A 14,485-nucleotide genomic window follows, 5' to 3' on the forward strand; every position below is an offset into this window, starting at 1 on the left:
TTTGTTTTAATTTTTAACAAATCTATAATGAATATGGATACCAGAAAATATTATTATTTGGTCTGCAGAAAATATTATCTAGTTAGGTATTTTTCTAATTTACATGGATTACAGCATCATTTTGAGAAAGGCATTCATTAAACATTCCCGATAACTTTTTGCTACGGTAATTTTTAAATCTTTGCATGTAATGTGATTATCTTCGAAATAGTCAATGTTTGTAAGATTGACGATATAGGAATTATGAATCCTCATAAATTCGTCAGGAAGACTTTCAATCAAGTCTTTAAGTGATTTGTAATAAATGTATTTCTTATCAGAAGTTGTATAAATTTCGACATAGTTTCCTAAGCCTTTTATAGCTTTGATATCATCAAAGAAAAGTTTTACCAACTTCTTATCAGTTTTAATGAAAGCAAAAGTTTTATTTATCATCCGCGTTATTTTTTTCTGCGATTTTTATTTCTCACAAAACTCTTTGAGCGTGAAGATAGGCTTTGTTCCAGTATTTTTCGTTTAATGAAGAAATAATAACTCCTTTTGATGTTGATGCATGAATAAATTTAACTTCGCCATCCGTATTGACATCATGAACAATTCCTACATGTGAAACCCTGCTTCCTCCTGCGGTTGCAAAAAATAGAAGATCTCCAGGTTTTACTTCAGAGATATCGATCTTTTTACCTGCTTCTGCCTGATCGGATGATCTGCGGGGAATCTTGAAATCATTTTCCTCAAACACTTTTACGGTAAATCCGGAACAGTCGAATCCTGAAGAAGTATTGCCTCCGAATTTATAAGGTGTTCCGATATATTTTTCAGCATCTTTCAGAACGCTGTTTATGGATTTTGGAACTTTCCCGTCGAATTTTGAATCCAGCTTTCTGAGATTTTCAGATTTAGCAACAGTTTTATTTGTATTTTTTTTAGTTGCAACACTTTTTGAGCTTCCGCAAGAAACAATAAGTGAGGATGTAATCAGCAAAACAGATAACTGCTTTATTCTAAAGTCGTTTTTAAATACTCTCATTTTCATATTCATCTGATTTTTAACATTGTAACTAATTGTTTACAAATATACGTTTTATATTTAAATTATAATTAAACTATACTAGAACTATATACTAAATATATGTTAAAATATCATATTCAATTAATTATCATTATATTTGAATTCAATTTTAGAGTATGGCAACGTATGAAAGTTTAATTAAGATTAATGGCGCAGTCGGCGATCTCGTTTTTTACACTTTGAATGGCAAAAATGTTGTTCGGAAAAAAAGCGGGTTCAATAAAACGGCTTTTAAGAAAAGTCCGGCTTACGAAAAAGTACGCCAAAACAGCTCTGAATTTGGTCATTGTTCTAAAGTGGGAAAAATTATCCGACAAGTTTTAGATGAATATATCAAACAGGCAGAAGACCCTCTACTCTATCAGAAATTTGCAAAATTAATGACAGAGATAAAAGATTTAGATGTTATTTCAGAAAGAGGAAAAAGAACTGTCGAAAATGGAATTATCACTGAAAAAGGAAAACTTCTTCTCCGTAAATTTCAATTCGGAAATAAGAATAATTTTGACAGTGAAAATTATGTTTCTTTAGATTTTTTCAATGAAAAATTATATTTAAATAATACATTTTCAACGAATGAAGCCGTTTTAATTAGTTTAAAAATTGATTTTGAAAATTATTCGGCGAAACATTTTGAAGAGAAAATATCAGTTATAGAAAAAGAAAAAATATCTTTTACCAAACAATTTTCTGATGATGATTTAATTCTTTATTTTATTGTTTTAAAGAAGGATGATGAAATTCTCAATATGGGATTTGTGTAATATTACTAAAGCAACTCAAAAATTTCAAACAAAAAAAGACTACCCAAACGGATAGTCTTTTATATATTGTAATACTATTACTACTTATTTTTCTCGCCAGTCCAAGTTCCTGCTCTTGCCGGTGTAGGAACTGAATTTGTCCAGCCTCCGCTACCTTTTTTCTCTTCTCTTGTTAAAGTCCCATGAAAATCACCATCTGAAGGTGTACCTATTACTCCCGTTAGATCTCCGGTGTCTGTTACGTTTCCTGTAATCACATAATTTTCGTCTTTTACAGTAGAATGCATGGTACCCGTTAATTTCCCGTCACTAGCGACAACGAAATTAAAGTCACCTTTGTCACTTCCATCATAAGTTCCCGACCATGTTCCGATAAAATCGTAAATAGTATCATTATCAGAGCTACATCCGATAAATATAAAAGCCGTTAATAAGAGTAAAAAAAGTTTCTTCATATTATTTCAAATAGTTTATTATTAATTTTTAGAAATCTTACAAAAGGACAAAAATTAGTTTAATATACAAAATCAGAATATGTTAAAATTAGTTAAATTTTTAATAATTTGTAAATTATACATTTTCTAAAATTGTTTATACATACAATTTTGTATGTTATTGTTCATGATTTTTATAGCATTTACTTTTGCATAATAAAATTTTAACAAATGGAATTATTAAACAAAATAATTTATTGGGCAAGTTATGCATATTATTTATATGTATTCGGATATGCATCATTATTTAAAATCTTTCAAAAAGAATCGATGATGAAAAGTATGCAATCACTTGGTTTCAATAAAACGTGGACAATGCTGATCGGTGCAGGGGAAGTGATTGGTGTTATACTGATTGTTGTGGGATTGTTTAAACCCCAATTCAGGAATCTGGGTGTTCTTTTTCTATTTCCCTTTGCTATTGCTGCATTCACAGCGCACATGGCTCACGGCGAATATAGTCATTACTATAACTCTTTAATAATGTGTATACTTTCAGTAGTTTTGTTATTATTAGATAAGAAGTTTAAAATAATAATTAAATAATCTTTTTTGTTATTGATTCCTAAATTGCAGCTCAGGTAATGTGCTGCGATTTTATGTTTTTATCATATCTCAATTCTCCCCATTCATCCATGCATCTGATAATTTCATTGAGAGATTGCCCGAGCTCGGTTAGCTGATATTCCACTTTTCGAGGATATTGCTGGTAAATGATTTTGTTTATTAGCCCGTTATTTTCCAGTTCTTTCAAATTCTTAATGAGCATTCTTTCAGAAATTCCTTCAAGTTTATTTCTAAGTTCACCAAATCTTAGCTTCTGATCCTTCAGAAGATAGGCTAAAATATTTATCTTCCACCTTCCTCCAATCATTGCCAGCGTGTAGGAAATACCACAATATTTGTTCAGATAAGTAAAATTGATATTGTTTGTAGAGTTTTCTTTTCTTGTTTCCATATGAAATAATTTCTATACCTATAATTTGACTTATTACAATTAATTTGTGTGAAAATGTGTATTAAGACATCGGCCAGACGGTTAATTTCTGTAGTTGTAATTAGTAGTATTACAAAAGTAGGTATTTAAATCTCAGATGCAAAACATATAATTGTTGTGCTTTTTTCTGAAAGTCAGAAAATTATCTCTTTCAAATCAATAAAAAATAGTTGCAATGGTTTAATTTGCAACTATTTGATTTATAAGTGGAGAATACGGGGATCGAACCCGTCACCTTTAGACTGCCAGTCATAAATAGTGCCATATTTCTATTACCTCTTTCAACTGTTCAAATAGTTCAGGCTTCATAAAAGGCAGATAAGATTTTAACTCCCAAATAGTATTCAGACCGCAGTGTTCGTCCATTATATAGTATTCATTATCGAATAATGTTAAAGTTGGTGCGGTAGTTTTTGTTATGGGATTATAATAATAAATTTTCCCATCAAGCATACAACCTGCTCTTGTATAATATCGATGTACAGGATTTAGGGTTAGGTCATTAGGGTTCGGATTATTTCCCACTTTTCCCCAGCTTTTGAAATGAAAAGGTACGTTATGCTTTTCACAATTTAATCTTTGTATATGTATTGCTTCATGCCATGTTTTAAACGGTTGTTGAAATCTTACAAGATTGAAGAAACTATCTTCTTTTATATCAATTATAAGCCACTCAAAAGGAAATTTTGAATAGTCTACTACATCAATATAGTCATCAAATGTTTGTATGTAGAGGTATTTTCTTATGTTACCTACTTCATTAAAAAGGTAATTAATAGTTAAATCGGGCATTCCAAATTCGATATCAGCACCAATAACAACATTATCACCATATCCTAAATGTGAGGCTTTAAATTTTTATTCCAGATCTGTTTTGGTAATAAAATCTGATGGTTTCAAATTCAGATCATCAAGTGACTGATCGTACAGCATTGATTCTTCTTTCTAAAGTTAGATAGAATTTACTTCAATCTGTCTTCCAGCTAATGGCATCACCTTACATATTTTAATCAAATATGTCATTTCTTTTATATACGGCATATTTACCACTACCCATAAAAAATAAAGCCAAACCTCCTAAAAAGAACAATACATTAAGTTCAATAGTCCATCCTCCATAAGGAGCAATAGTGAAAATTTGTCCAGAATAGACCAACCAGATACTAAAAAGCATATTAATTGAAAAGATCAGTCCAGATATGCGGACACAAACACCGAATAAAATTGTTAACGGAATTAATAGTTCCCCTATATAAACTCCATTTTCCAACCACAAAGGAAGACCTTTTTCCATTAAGCTGGCACGTATAAAATCAGTACTCTGTGTTATTTTAGCAATGCCATGAAATAACATTAATCCACCAAGAGCTATTCGAAGAATTAAAATTCCTATATCTTCGTTTGTATTTAATTTTAAATTTTTCATGATGCAAATATCTATAGAAAAGTGAGGACAGCAAATGTCAAAAAAATACTATTGCATATCAAAATAGACAAACATTAAACTTCCGATTTAAAAAAAACTACATTTCCATGATTTATTTTAAATTTGAAAAATCAAAACCTAGATATTAATGTCAATTGAACGAATAAATCATTTTAAGGAAGATAAGCAATGTGATTTTTTTATAAATTATTATAAAAACAATTTTCCATATGGTAATAAGCCTCATCGACATGAATATTATCAAATCATTTTAATCACTGATGGGTACGGTGAGCATACGGTTGAAGAACATACGTTTAGCGTTCAATCTGGTAATTTATTTATTCTTACAGATAATCAACTTCATAATTTTAAAAATTTGACAGCAACTTCTGGTTTTATTATTGGATTTGATTATTGTTTTTTTACTAATTTAATGAAAATTAATAATTATAAATTTAATTTATTCAATCCAATATTTTCAATAAGTAATTTATTAATTAGTGGTGATAATACAGGACTTCATCAAAGTTTTACAAATCTATATAAAGAATACCTTCATGAAAATTATTTTTCTAAACAGGAAGTATTGCAATATCTTTTACAGATTATTTTAATAAAAAATTCAGAATTTTCAAAATAAAACATTAGATATACATGACCTTCAATATAACTTTGATTATGATCTTTTTAATAAGTTTTTACAACTTTTAGAACATGAATATAATAAACATATTGATATTAAATTTTATGCTGAAAAGTTAAAGACATCTGTTAGAGAACTTTCTTTGATAAGCGTTAGGTATTCAGGGAAAACTCCTAAGAAAATGATTACCTATAGAAGAATAATAGAAGCTAAAAGGATATTATTATATGAGCAGGAATCTATTAAAACCATAGCTGATATGTTGGGTTTTCACAATCAATTCCAGTTTAGTAAGTTTTTTAAGGAGAATACAGGGGTATCTCCTTTATATTTTCGTCTTCAAAATAAAAAAAAGATTATTTAATATTGCAATAAGAGGTTTTATAAACTAATTTATTATTAATCCTAACGAAATTTCAGACCTTCAACTGACCGATCGTATAGCAGTAATTTTCTTGCTCCTGATTCTCTAAACCTTACATTAGAATTATTGTAGCCACCTTACGTTTGTGCACATTGTAAATGCACTCATGTAGAGTTTTTTCATCTATTTTGTGTTTAAAAGTTAATATTATAATTATGCAAATTTAACATTTATTAGTAGTTTTGGAAGTCCCATTAATGAGATTAATATGAGAGTTATCACATGTTAATGTTTTGTATCTCTTCTAAAAGCTGGTGACAAAGATATATCTGCAAGGCGACAGAACATGTCGTGTTACAATTGATCCTAAACTTTTTTTTCATTCCCGCGCCCCTAAATTCCGTTTGGAGGGAATTAGATAGATTTGAGAGTCATATGTATTATGGTAATAGTTTTATGTATATAAGTATGATGTTGCAGAATTTCCACTAAAATATTTATTCACAAGTGTTTACAAAGGTTTTAGCACAGCAGTAATAAACCTTGACCGTTTTTGGTCAAGGCTTAACACTCTGACACAGGTGTTTTAAGCTGTCAAATTTCGATTTTCTTAAGGCTTTAGTTTAGATGTTATTTCGAGTATGAAATGGCTAAATTAAGCTTATTTAAAGCTTTCAAGTTCGAAGATCTCATTATACTAAAATCGCAATGCTCTGAAATCTGCTATCTACTTGATAGAGGGCTTTCACAGAGATTCTACTAACATATAATGATATAGTATGCATATTGCTGGTAATCCTAGTGTAGCTGGGATTGGATAGCTAGAATGGAAAAAAAAGAAAGACCTCTATTGATTGTTGCACTATCTCACGTAAGTACTATGAATAGATATGTTACGAGAATTTCTTGAACATATTACCAATACACACTAATATTTTTATCTCAACAATTCTTATCTCAAATACACTACACTTAATCATTCTAGGTTTGAATTGATGCTTTAAGGCTGATATATCTCGTCAAACTTTTAACTGTATCTCATAGATAAAGATCGGTTCAAGGTAGTTTAAAAAGATCAATCGTAAATAATAAACATAAATTTTACAATTGTTGTTTATTCCATAAACACTACAATATATCAGTATTTAGTGAAAATTAACATAAAAAATCACGTTTTAATGAAAAAAATATTTAAATTTGAAAAAAAATAATCAATTATTTACTTTTAAGTCCCTTCTTAATCATTATTAATGAAGAATCAAAATCAAAAATGATAATAAAGAAGTTCCCAGACAGAAGGGATTTATTTACACCAAAAGATACATAAATACAAAAAGCAGCAATTAATTAGTATAAATTCAATATTTACTAGTAATGTAATCTACTGCAAATCTACTTCAATCAGTAATCAAGTTGATTTGCGTTGATTTGCGTTTTTTTGCGTTGTATATTTTTGAGTTTAGTACTATAGTTTTGCACTCTCTTTTAGATTAATAATAATTTAAACTTACTATAGATGAAAACAAATTAATTATAGGAGCTATAATGGTTAGTCTAAGCAGGAATTTAACATTCCCTAACATACCTTACTTACAAAGATTATAAATACACAAACTTAAAATTTATCACAATGAAAAAAACATTTATTACTTTATGCTTAATATCAGTTTCTTCATTAGCATATTCCCAAGTAGGAATTAATACACCAAATCCTCAGGGTGCTTTACATGTCGATGGTGCTAAAGATAATCCTGATACAGGAGCTCCAACAGCAACACAGCAAGCAAATGATTTTACTGTAACTTCAACAGGGAAAGTCGGAATTGGAAACATTAATCCTTCATCAAACCTTCACATAGTAAATAATGGAACAGCTACAGGTATTGGAGGTGGCGAAGCAACAAACACAGGGCTTCTGATAGAAAATCCTACAACCAATAACTCCATATTATCGATTTTAAGAACAACAGGGGTTACAGGAGTAAAACAAGCAGTAATGGGAATAAATCCTAATTTTAATGGAAATAATGGCACATTTATTATTTCTCGCGTTCCTGGCGGAAGTGATTTTGCAATGGATTTGACTACAGGTAATATAGGTGTTGCCACGAATATTCCTACAAATACTCTAGATGTTGCTGGTAGTACCAGAGTAAGAACTTTAGATGTAGCGGCAGGAGCTACAATTATTACTCCTGTCTATTCTAATACTGATGGGGTTTTAAATAAAGCAGTAAATAATACTTATGGAACTGTTTTGAATAATACCATCACAAATGTTGCATCAGGAGCAACAGTAGATTTAATGACAAACATTCCCCTTGAGGGTAGCTACAAAGCTATTGTAATGACTGGTAACAGTTGTGGTCGACGCGTCATTGCTGAATACTATGTAACAAATATTGCCACAAATAACGCATTCTCTATTAAAGGTATTGATGGGCTTTTGAATACTGACACGACTTCAAAAGGCCCTACATTTACCGAAGTAAATAGAAATACAACAACAGTTGTTTGGAATGGTACTGTACCAACCTGTGGTGGATCTCCAACGCCATTTAACTATACTTTGACTATGCCTGTAGCAGGAACCATAAGTATTACCAATAATGGAACTAGTACATTAAATTATACTATAATACTTACAAGATTAATTTAGTTTTCAAAGAATATTCTCAAAGGAATTTTAAGATTAAAAACAAAAGAAAAATAATCCTCTTTTCCTTTTAAAATTGATGATAAGAAAGGAGTTTTTTTTATAAAGAAGTTTTTCATTAATTAGTGTTTGTTGGTCTCCCAATTTTGGGAGGCTTTTTTAGTTTTAGTACTGCATTTTGAGATTCTCTAAGGTAAGCATATTCTCAGTTTTATATAGGAGGTTGTTTAAGTGTAAGCTCTCTTTTGAAAAGTCTTTTGTTATCACCTATGCAATAAAAAAGATCGGGACTGTGGTAAGTAGTCTCTATGATTTTGGGCGGGGAATAAAAAACAGATCTGCAAACAGATGTAATTTTGTTAATATATAAAGGTAGTTTTACCCCAAAACAAACAGTCTCTCATTGTGAGAAAACTTAAAAGATAAAAAATACTTTCAATTCGATTATTGTATTGCTTAAAGAATTAACTTTATACCAAGGTAAAGGTATATTTAAAAAGTTGATGCCTTTGTTTTAGCATTAATATTTAAACTTATGACTACAGATATAGGAACTCCCCGAGACTATTCCGAATCAAAACACTTGGTGTATTTTGAAGTGTATCCTACAACAATAGGTAAGGTAAAAGAAATTGTACAACAAAGATTAGGAGTTGATGTATTGCTAATTGAACAAGAGTTTGGAATAACTTGTGAGATACCTATTCAAATAATTCCCGAGATCATTCGTGAGCTTTCTATTCATAATATTGCTGTATATGGCGTTATTACAACTAATTTGCTTGAAAGGAGTAATAGTATTTATAATATAAAGAAATAAAAAATGCTATAATAAAGGTCATAATATATATAATTCTTTGAACAACTATAAATACTGAGCCAGAAAGATCTATGAAGATAGTATTGTATATACTAAATTTAATCTCACAATCTATCATATTTCTACTTACCTAAACCTATATTTCGGAGATCTTTGAGGTGAACCTGCTAGCTGTTTTAGGCGCTTCTGGGTTTAGGGTTACAGGATTGACAGGCAGGCTGGGCTATATATATACTCCCATTCACCCCCATCCCGTCAAAGTTTTACATATAAAAGCACCCCCGTCTAGCCGTTTTGAAAAAATAAGATCGGATAATACACGCCTCATATTCTAAATCTCAAAATTATATACAGGTATCGATTCCCGACCTACTATATATTGTAACCGTATGGGGTCGATACCTTTTTTTCCAACTACCCCTACCAAAGCTTTTTGTTTTTCTCAGACTGTTTTTGTTTTCCTGCGCTCCGAGTGGTTAAAAAATTTTTAACTAACGTTGATATTTTGGTTAAAAACTACTGCAAACCCTTGTATTTATGGACTTTTTGCCGTATATTTATACTTCTTTACAAGCTACAACATTCATCAAAAAACCTTGTTTCCATGTGTACAAGGTTTCAGATAAAAACAAAAAAATGCCTAAAATGCTGTAACACGATAGGCAACATCAATAAATTTTAACGTATCTAAAACTTATCAACATGACGAATTTACAAAATTGTCTCGACAATTGTTCCGTTTATTGTGGGACTTATCACAAGTACAACAATTCAAGCCTTTACGGCAAATGGTTAAACCTCGGAGATTATTCGGATTATGACGAACTACTGGAAGCAATGCGAGAGCTACACGCTGACGAATCTGATGCAGAGTTCATGTTTCAAGATTACGAACATTACGAACACTGCGAACTATTTGAGAAACTCGGATTGATTGGAGAGAGTTTTTTATCTCCCGAGATTTACGATATAGCCGAACAAATAAATGATTCAGGACATGATACAGAAGTTTTTGAAGCGGTTTTAAGTAATTTTTTGGATATGGATTTTCAAAGTGCTTATGAGTATGTAAACAATTTTTATTACGGCGAATATTCGAGCGATCTGGATTTTGTACAAGAACTATACGAAAATGATATTCCTTTCAATTTACCTAACTTCGTTGTAATCGATTGGGAAGCCACATCACGTAACATTATGTATGATTACTTTGAGAATAACGGTCATTACTTCAGATCTTAAAAATAATATTATAAAATCAATGTTTTTTGTGCAAATTTTGTGCAAATAAAAAAGAGTTGCAGGTTTAAAATAATGCAACTATTTGATTTATAAGTGGAGAATACGGGGATCGAACCCGTCACCTTTAGACTGCCAGTCTAACGCTCTAGCCAGATGAGCTAATTCCCCTCGTTCTTTTCGAAGCGGTACAAAAGTAAGTATTTAAACCGCATATACAAATATTTTATTGAATTTTCTTTAATAAGATTATTAATTGAATAGATAATTAATAGTCTTTTAAGTGATTAGAAGGAAGTATGTATAATTGTTTTGACTGTTTAATGAACTATTATTGACTTAGTTTTGTTATTTCTGAGTCAAGTAAATGTGTTAGTTTTTGAGCTCCTCTATCGTTTAGATGGTCTCCATCATACAAATCATCATCAGTAAATTCTTTATTTTGCATATAATCAACATAGAAACAAGTTACCGGTTTTTCTTTTGCTAAATTTTTAAAGACTTCTAATGATTTTTTTAACTGAAGATTATTAGAACCTTTAAAGTATTCTTTGCTTACAGGTGTTGAGATGAAAATAACTTTGATTTTCCTTTTTACAGCAAAGTCTACAATATTGTCTATTGCAATTAAATTTTCTTTAAAGTTATTATGATAAACTCTGTTATCAATATCTACGGAATGTCTTTTAATAGTTTCGATCGATGTTTTTGCAATGTCATTGTGAGAAGGGAACTTATAAGAAATCCCAAATCCTACATTGTTGCTTACTATTTCAGCTTGCTTTTTCTCGAAATAAAATTCATTTATTTTTTTAACATGATCCTGAAATTTGCCTTGAAATATTTCAAGATAATTGACAGGATTAATGCCTATGCCAAAACCGTAATATAAATTGTAATTTTTAATTCTCCATTCATCTTTTGCAGTATTTAAAGTACTATACATCGAAATATAATCCGCAGGGAGAACGATAAATTTTAAGTTTTTCCAATTTTCTTTGTACTTATTTAAAATTAGCCAATCTAAGTTTATAGACTGAGAAATATAAGATGCATTATAAGCTTTGTATTTAGAAAACTCAGGATTCAATCCGAAATATATATGTGAACTTCCTAGATATAAAACATCAATAGTATTCGAGTTTTTCTTTAAATAATTATCTTTTACTGAGTATTCATTAGGTATCTTTCTCAGAAAAGGTTCCATTGTCATCAAAATAACCAATACAGGAAAAACAAAAAGAGCGATATTTTTAATAAATTTTTTCATCTTAAAACTGGAAATAAATAAATGTTTGTTCTTCTCCTGAAAAATATATTATTGTTGCAACCAATGCATAGTAAAATATCCATCTTACGAGTCTGTTCTTATTTAAAGAAATGTCTTCAATAGCAAAATTGTTCTTTCTTCCAAACCACTCTACCGTCATAAATAAAAATATGATAAAAAATAGCCAAAGCGGCATTATGCTTGGCTTCCATAATAAAGAATGACTAAATATTTTAGATATATATAAGATGGCTTCCGAAACATTATCTGCTCTGAAAAATATCCATGCAAAGACCGTCAATGAAAATGTAAATAACATCATGAAAGCCTCTTTAAAACTAGGAAGCAGGCTATTTTCAGCAACAATATCTAAATTCTTTCTGTTCGTTTTAAAAACAATTGATGGTAAAATAAACAGTGCATTAAGAAATCCCCAGATAATGAATGTCCAGTTTGCTCCATGCCAAAATCCGCTCACAATAAAAATGATAAATGTATTCCTAATTCGGCCCCAATTCCCTCCTTTGCTTCCTCCTAGCGGAATATAAAGGTAATCTCTGAACCATGTAGAAAGTGAAATATGCCATTTTCTCCAAAATTCGGCGATAGATCGTGAAAAATAGGGATAATTGAAGTTTTTAAGTAAATCAAATCCTAATAATCTTGCCGTTCCTAATGCAATATCTGAGTAGCCGGAGAAATCTCCATAAATCTGAAAAGCAAATAATATGGCTCCTATAACTAAAGTACTTCCTGGATAAAATTCGGGATGATCGAAAATTTTATTTACAAAAATTGCAGATTGATCCGCAATTACGATTTTTTTAAATAATCCCCATAAGATCTGCCTTAAACCACTTTTTGCATTCTCATAGCTAAACTCTCTTTTTACTTTAATCTGTGGCAGTAAATGGGTAGCTCTTTCAATAGGTCCCGCAACTAATAACGGGAAAAAACTTACAAATAAGCCATAATCTACAAAGTTTCTTTCTGCTTTAATTCTTGATTTATAAATGTCAATGACATATGAAAGTCCGTGAAAAGTATAAAATGAAATACCAACAGGCAAAATAATATTTAAGGTAGAATAATGGACTGTAATGCCTAGTTGAGACAATCCATCAGCAAAAGAGCTAATGAAGAAATTATAATATTTGAAGACTCCTAAAAACCCTAAATTGATGATGATACTTAGCCAAAACCAGAACTTTTTTCTACGTTCATCCGTCTCCATTTTTATTCCCGTATAAAAATCGAGTAAGGTTGAAAACATCAATAAGAACAGAAATCTCCAGTCCCAACATGCATAAAAATAGTAGCTGGCGACTAATAAAAGTATATTTTGGAATTTTAGTTTTTTATTTAAAATCCAATAAAGTATAAATATTATTGGAAAAAATACAGCAAAACTGAGGGAATTAAAAAGCATTAATCATTTGTTTGTGGCTCAAAAATAATAAAAAAAAACAAAAATCTGATTATAATAGGCTCTAATAAGATTAATTAATATGGAATATAGCATTTAATGCAAAAAAGAATATTAACCTGAAAAGCAATATTTTTAGAAAAAATAAAGTTATAATTTGAATTTAATAGAAAATGTTTACTATTTGTGTTTTCTTTGCTGTTTCAGCATTAAGTTTAGGTAAATATTATTATGATATAATGGGATTTATTATATTTGCCCATGCATCTTTCCCATATTAATAGTCTTCGTGGTATTGCCATTCTCATGGTTATATTAGTCCATGCCTCTCAACTTTTTAGTTTTAATACAGTTTTTGAAAATGAACTTTTTGCATATGGTAAAATGGGAGTTCAGTTATTTTTCATTGCATCTGCATATACATTGTGCCTTTCAAGTCATTATAGAGAAAAAGAAGAAAAACATATTTTAAAGTTTTATATTAGGAGGTACTTCAGAATATTTCCCATTTATTATCTGGGAATTATTATTTATTTTTCACTGAACTATTTCTTTAAAACAACAGAATATTATACCGTAAAAAATATATTTAGTAATATTTTTTTTATTCATGGCTTAGTTCCCTCTGCTAATAATACTATTGTTCCGGGGGGATGGTCGATTGGCGTTGAAATGTTGTTTTATCTATTTTTTCCTTTTCTATTTGATTTTTTAAGCTCAGGAAAATCAATCCTAAAAGGGATCGGAATTATTTTAATCTCACAAATTGTACTTTTTTATTTTCAAAGGAAACCTAATTTTGATATTTCATTCTATAATTTTAACATACTTAATCAGATTTCTGTTTTTATCATTGGGATATTGTTTTTTCTTAATAAAAAATATTTTGCTAATCTAAAATTATTGAGTATCATAGTTTTTATACTACTCACAATTTTAGCTATATACATATCGGCTAATAATAATGACTATAAATATAAAGGATTCCGTTATGCATTCAGAATTATACCAATGATTTCGGCTTTATCTTTTTGCTTTCTATTCATTGTTGTAGAAAATTCTAGATTTATCAATAATGCTGTTTTACAGAAAATTGGGATTAATTCTTATTCAATTTATATCATTCATTTTGTACCTGCATTTTATTTTTTACCTAAAATGAACGGATACTTTAATTTTATTCTTGCCTATTTATTCATTATTGGAGTATCTTATTTTGTTTCCATACTATTGAATAAATATATTGAAAAGCCTTTTGTAAAATTTGGAAGTAAATTGATCAATAAAATTTAAATCCAGTCTTAAAAAATA

General features: G+C 29.6%; 16 protein-coding genes and 1 tRNA gene. 8 read left to right on the forward strand and 9 right to left on the reverse strand.

Going from position 1 to position 14,485, the window contains the following annotated elements; all coding sequences use genetic code 11:
* Positions 1-108: 108 nt before the first annotated feature.
* Together BT156_RS01420 and BT156_RS01425 are read right to left on the reverse strand one after the other, a co-directional pair.
* On the reverse strand, positions 109-435 hold the full coding sequence (locus BT156_RS01420) for a LytR/AlgR family response regulator transcription factor (protein ID WP_072406480.1): 327 nt from the start codon (positions 433-435) through the stop codon (positions 109-111).
* A 31-nt stretch (positions 436-466) separates the two neighbouring features.
* Positions 467-1,036 (reverse strand): C40 family peptidase, encoded by a 570-nt coding sequence (locus BT156_RS01425; protein WP_139255390.1) that lies wholly within the window; start codon positions 1,034-1,036, stop codon positions 467-469.
* A gap of 152 nt (positions 1,037-1,188) precedes the next feature.
* On the opposite strand from BT156_RS01425, the gene BT156_RS01430 reads away from it, so the two are divergent.
* Positions 1,189-1,836, forward strand: coding sequence for a hypothetical protein (locus tag BT156_RS01430; RefSeq protein ID WP_072406482.1), 648 nt, complete (start codon positions 1,189-1,191; stop codon positions 1,834-1,836).
* 80 nt (positions 1,837-1,916) lie between these two features.
* Here BT156_RS01430 and BT156_RS01435 read toward each other — a convergent pair whose 3' ends face one another.
* Positions 1,917-2,291 carry a hypothetical protein gene (locus BT156_RS01435; RefSeq protein WP_072406484.1) on the reverse strand — a complete coding sequence of 125 codons (375 nt, stop codon included), beginning with the start codon at positions 2,289-2,291 and terminating at the stop codon, positions 1,917-1,919.
* Positions 2,292-2,501: 210 nt separating this feature from the next.
* On the opposite strand from BT156_RS01435, the gene BT156_RS01440 reads away from it, so the two are divergent.
* Positions 2,502-2,876 (forward strand): DoxX family protein, encoded by a 375-nt coding sequence (locus BT156_RS01440; protein ID WP_072406486.1) that lies wholly within the window; start codon positions 2,502-2,504, stop codon positions 2,874-2,876.
* 31 nt (positions 2,877-2,907) lie between these two features.
* On the opposite strand, the gene BT156_RS01445 is transcribed toward BT156_RS01440, so the two are convergent.
* The 3 genes from BT156_RS01445 to BT156_RS01455 form a co-directional block, all read right to left on the reverse strand.
* On the reverse strand, positions 2,908-3,288 hold the full coding sequence (locus BT156_RS01445) for a winged helix-turn-helix transcriptional regulator (protein WP_072406488.1): 381 nt from the start codon (positions 3,286-3,288) through the stop codon (positions 2,908-2,910).
* 288 nt (positions 3,289-3,576) lie between these two features.
* Positions 3,577-4,119, reverse strand: coding sequence for a hypothetical protein (locus tag BT156_RS01450; RefSeq protein WP_072406490.1), 543 nt, complete (start codon positions 4,117-4,119; stop codon positions 3,577-3,579).
* 214 nt (positions 4,120-4,333) lie between these two features.
* Positions 4,334-4,753, reverse strand: a complete 420-nt coding sequence (locus BT156_RS01455; RefSeq protein WP_072406492.1) for a DoxX family protein — start codon at positions 4,751-4,753, stop codon at positions 4,334-4,336.
* A 148-nt stretch (positions 4,754-4,901) separates the two neighbouring features.
* On the opposite strand from BT156_RS01455, the gene BT156_RS01460 reads away from it, so the two are divergent.
* The 5 genes from BT156_RS01460 (at position 4,902) to BT156_RS01480 (ending at position 10,481) form a co-directional block, all read left to right on the forward strand.
* A complete protein-coding gene (locus tag BT156_RS01460) occupies positions 4,902-5,396 on the forward strand; it encodes a cupin domain-containing protein (RefSeq protein ID WP_072406495.1) in 495 nt (164 codons plus the stop codon).
* Between the two features lie 97 nt (positions 5,397-5,493).
* Positions 5,494-5,763, forward strand: a complete 270-nt coding sequence (locus tag BT156_RS22555; RefSeq protein ID WP_394332846.1) for a helix-turn-helix domain-containing protein — start codon at positions 5,494-5,496, stop codon at positions 5,761-5,763.
* Positions 5,764-7,393: 1,630 nt separating this feature from the next.
* Positions 7,394-8,422, forward strand: coding sequence for a hypothetical protein (locus BT156_RS01470; protein ID WP_072406499.1), 1,029 nt, complete (start codon positions 7,394-7,396; stop codon positions 8,420-8,422).
* 532 nt (positions 8,423-8,954) lie between these two features.
* A complete protein-coding gene (locus BT156_RS01475; RefSeq protein WP_072406501.1) occupies positions 8,955-9,239 on the forward strand; it encodes a hypothetical protein in 285 nt (94 codons plus the stop codon).
* A gap of 702 nt (positions 9,240-9,941) precedes the next feature.
* Positions 9,942-10,481, forward strand: coding sequence for an antirestriction protein ArdA (locus BT156_RS01480; protein ID WP_072406503.1), 540 nt, complete (start codon positions 9,942-9,944; stop codon positions 10,479-10,481).
* Positions 10,482-10,575: 94 nt separating this feature from the next.
* Here the strand turns inward: BT156_RS01480 and BT156_RS01485 are convergent.
* The 3 genes from BT156_RS01485 to BT156_RS01495 form a co-directional block, all read right to left on the reverse strand.
* Positions 10,576-10,649: transfer RNA gene (locus BT156_RS01485), tRNA-Ala, on the reverse strand.
* Between the two features lie 160 nt (positions 10,650-10,809).
* Positions 10,810-11,748, reverse strand: a complete 939-nt coding sequence (locus tag BT156_RS01490) for a hypothetical protein (RefSeq protein WP_072406505.1) — start codon at positions 11,746-11,748, stop codon at positions 10,810-10,812.
* A 1-nt stretch (position 11,749) separates the two neighbouring features.
* Positions 11,750-13,177 (reverse strand): MBOAT family O-acyltransferase, encoded by a 1,428-nt coding sequence (locus tag BT156_RS01495; protein ID WP_072406507.1) that lies wholly within the window; start codon positions 13,175-13,177, stop codon positions 11,750-11,752.
* Between the two features lie 258 nt (positions 13,178-13,435).
* On the opposite strand from BT156_RS01495, the gene BT156_RS01500 reads away from it, so the two are divergent.
* A complete protein-coding gene (locus tag BT156_RS01500) occupies positions 13,436-14,467 on the forward strand; it encodes an acyltransferase family protein (protein ID WP_083582263.1) in 1,032 nt (343 codons plus the stop codon).
* Positions 14,468-14,485: the final 18 nt, after the last annotated feature.

The organism is Chryseobacterium limigenitum (assembly GCF_900114875.1).
Lineage (GTDB): Bacteria > Bacteroidota > Bacteroidia > Flavobacteriales > Weeksellaceae > Chryseobacterium > Chryseobacterium limigenitum.

Bases quoted from the DNA above. Each gene is read 5' to 3' on its own strand.
- BT156_RS01440 (WP_072406486.1), top strand. From the start codon at position 2,502: ATGGAATTATTAAACAAAATAATTTATTGGGCAAGTTATGCATATTAT.
- BT156_RS01445 (WP_072406488.1), bottom strand. From the start codon at position 3,288: ATGGAAACAAGAAAAGAAAACTCTACAAACAATATCAATTTTACTTAT.
- BT156_RS01475 (WP_072406501.1), top strand. From the start codon at position 8,955: ATGACTACAGATATAGGAACTCCCCGAGACTATTCCGAATCAAAACAC.
- BT156_RS01435 (WP_072406484.1), bottom strand. From the start codon at position 2,291: ATGAAGAAACTTTTTTTACTCTTATTAACGGCTTTTATATTTATCGGA.
- BT156_RS01425 (WP_139255390.1), bottom strand. From the start codon at position 1,036: ATGAAAATGAGAGTATTTAAAAACGACTTTAGAATAAAGCAGTTATCT.
- BT156_RS01470 (WP_072406499.1), top strand. From the start codon at position 7,394: ATGAAAAAAACATTTATTACTTTATGCTTAATATCAGTTTCTTCATTA.
- BT156_RS01500 (WP_083582263.1), top strand. From the start codon at position 13,436: ATGCATCTTTCCCATATTAATAGTCTTCGTGGTATTGCCATTCTCATG.
- BT156_RS01455 (WP_072406492.1), bottom strand. From the start codon at position 4,753: ATGAAAAATTTAAAATTAAATACAAACGAAGATATAGGAATTTTAATT.
- BT156_RS01460 (WP_072406495.1), top strand. From the start codon at position 4,902: ATGTCAATTGAACGAATAAATCATTTTAAGGAAGATAAGCAATGTGAT.
- BT156_RS01490 (WP_072406505.1), bottom strand. From the start codon at position 11,748: ATGAAAAAATTTATTAAAAATATCGCTCTTTTTGTTTTTCCTGTATTG.
- BT156_RS01420 (WP_072406480.1), bottom strand. From the start codon at position 435: ATGATAAATAAAACTTTTGCTTTCATTAAAACTGATAAGAAGTTGGTA.
- BT156_RS01430 (WP_072406482.1), top strand. From the start codon at position 1,189: ATGGCAACGTATGAAAGTTTAATTAAGATTAATGGCGCAGTCGGCGAT.
- BT156_RS01495 (WP_072406507.1), bottom strand. From the start codon at position 13,177: ATGCTTTTTAATTCCCTCAGTTTTGCTGTATTTTTTCCAATAATATTT.
- BT156_RS01450 (WP_072406490.1), bottom strand. From the start codon at position 4,119: ATGCCCGATTTAACTATTAATTACCTTTTTAATGAAGTAGGTAACATA.
- BT156_RS01480 (WP_072406503.1), top strand. From the start codon at position 9,942: ATGACGAATTTACAAAATTGTCTCGACAATTGTTCCGTTTATTGTGGG.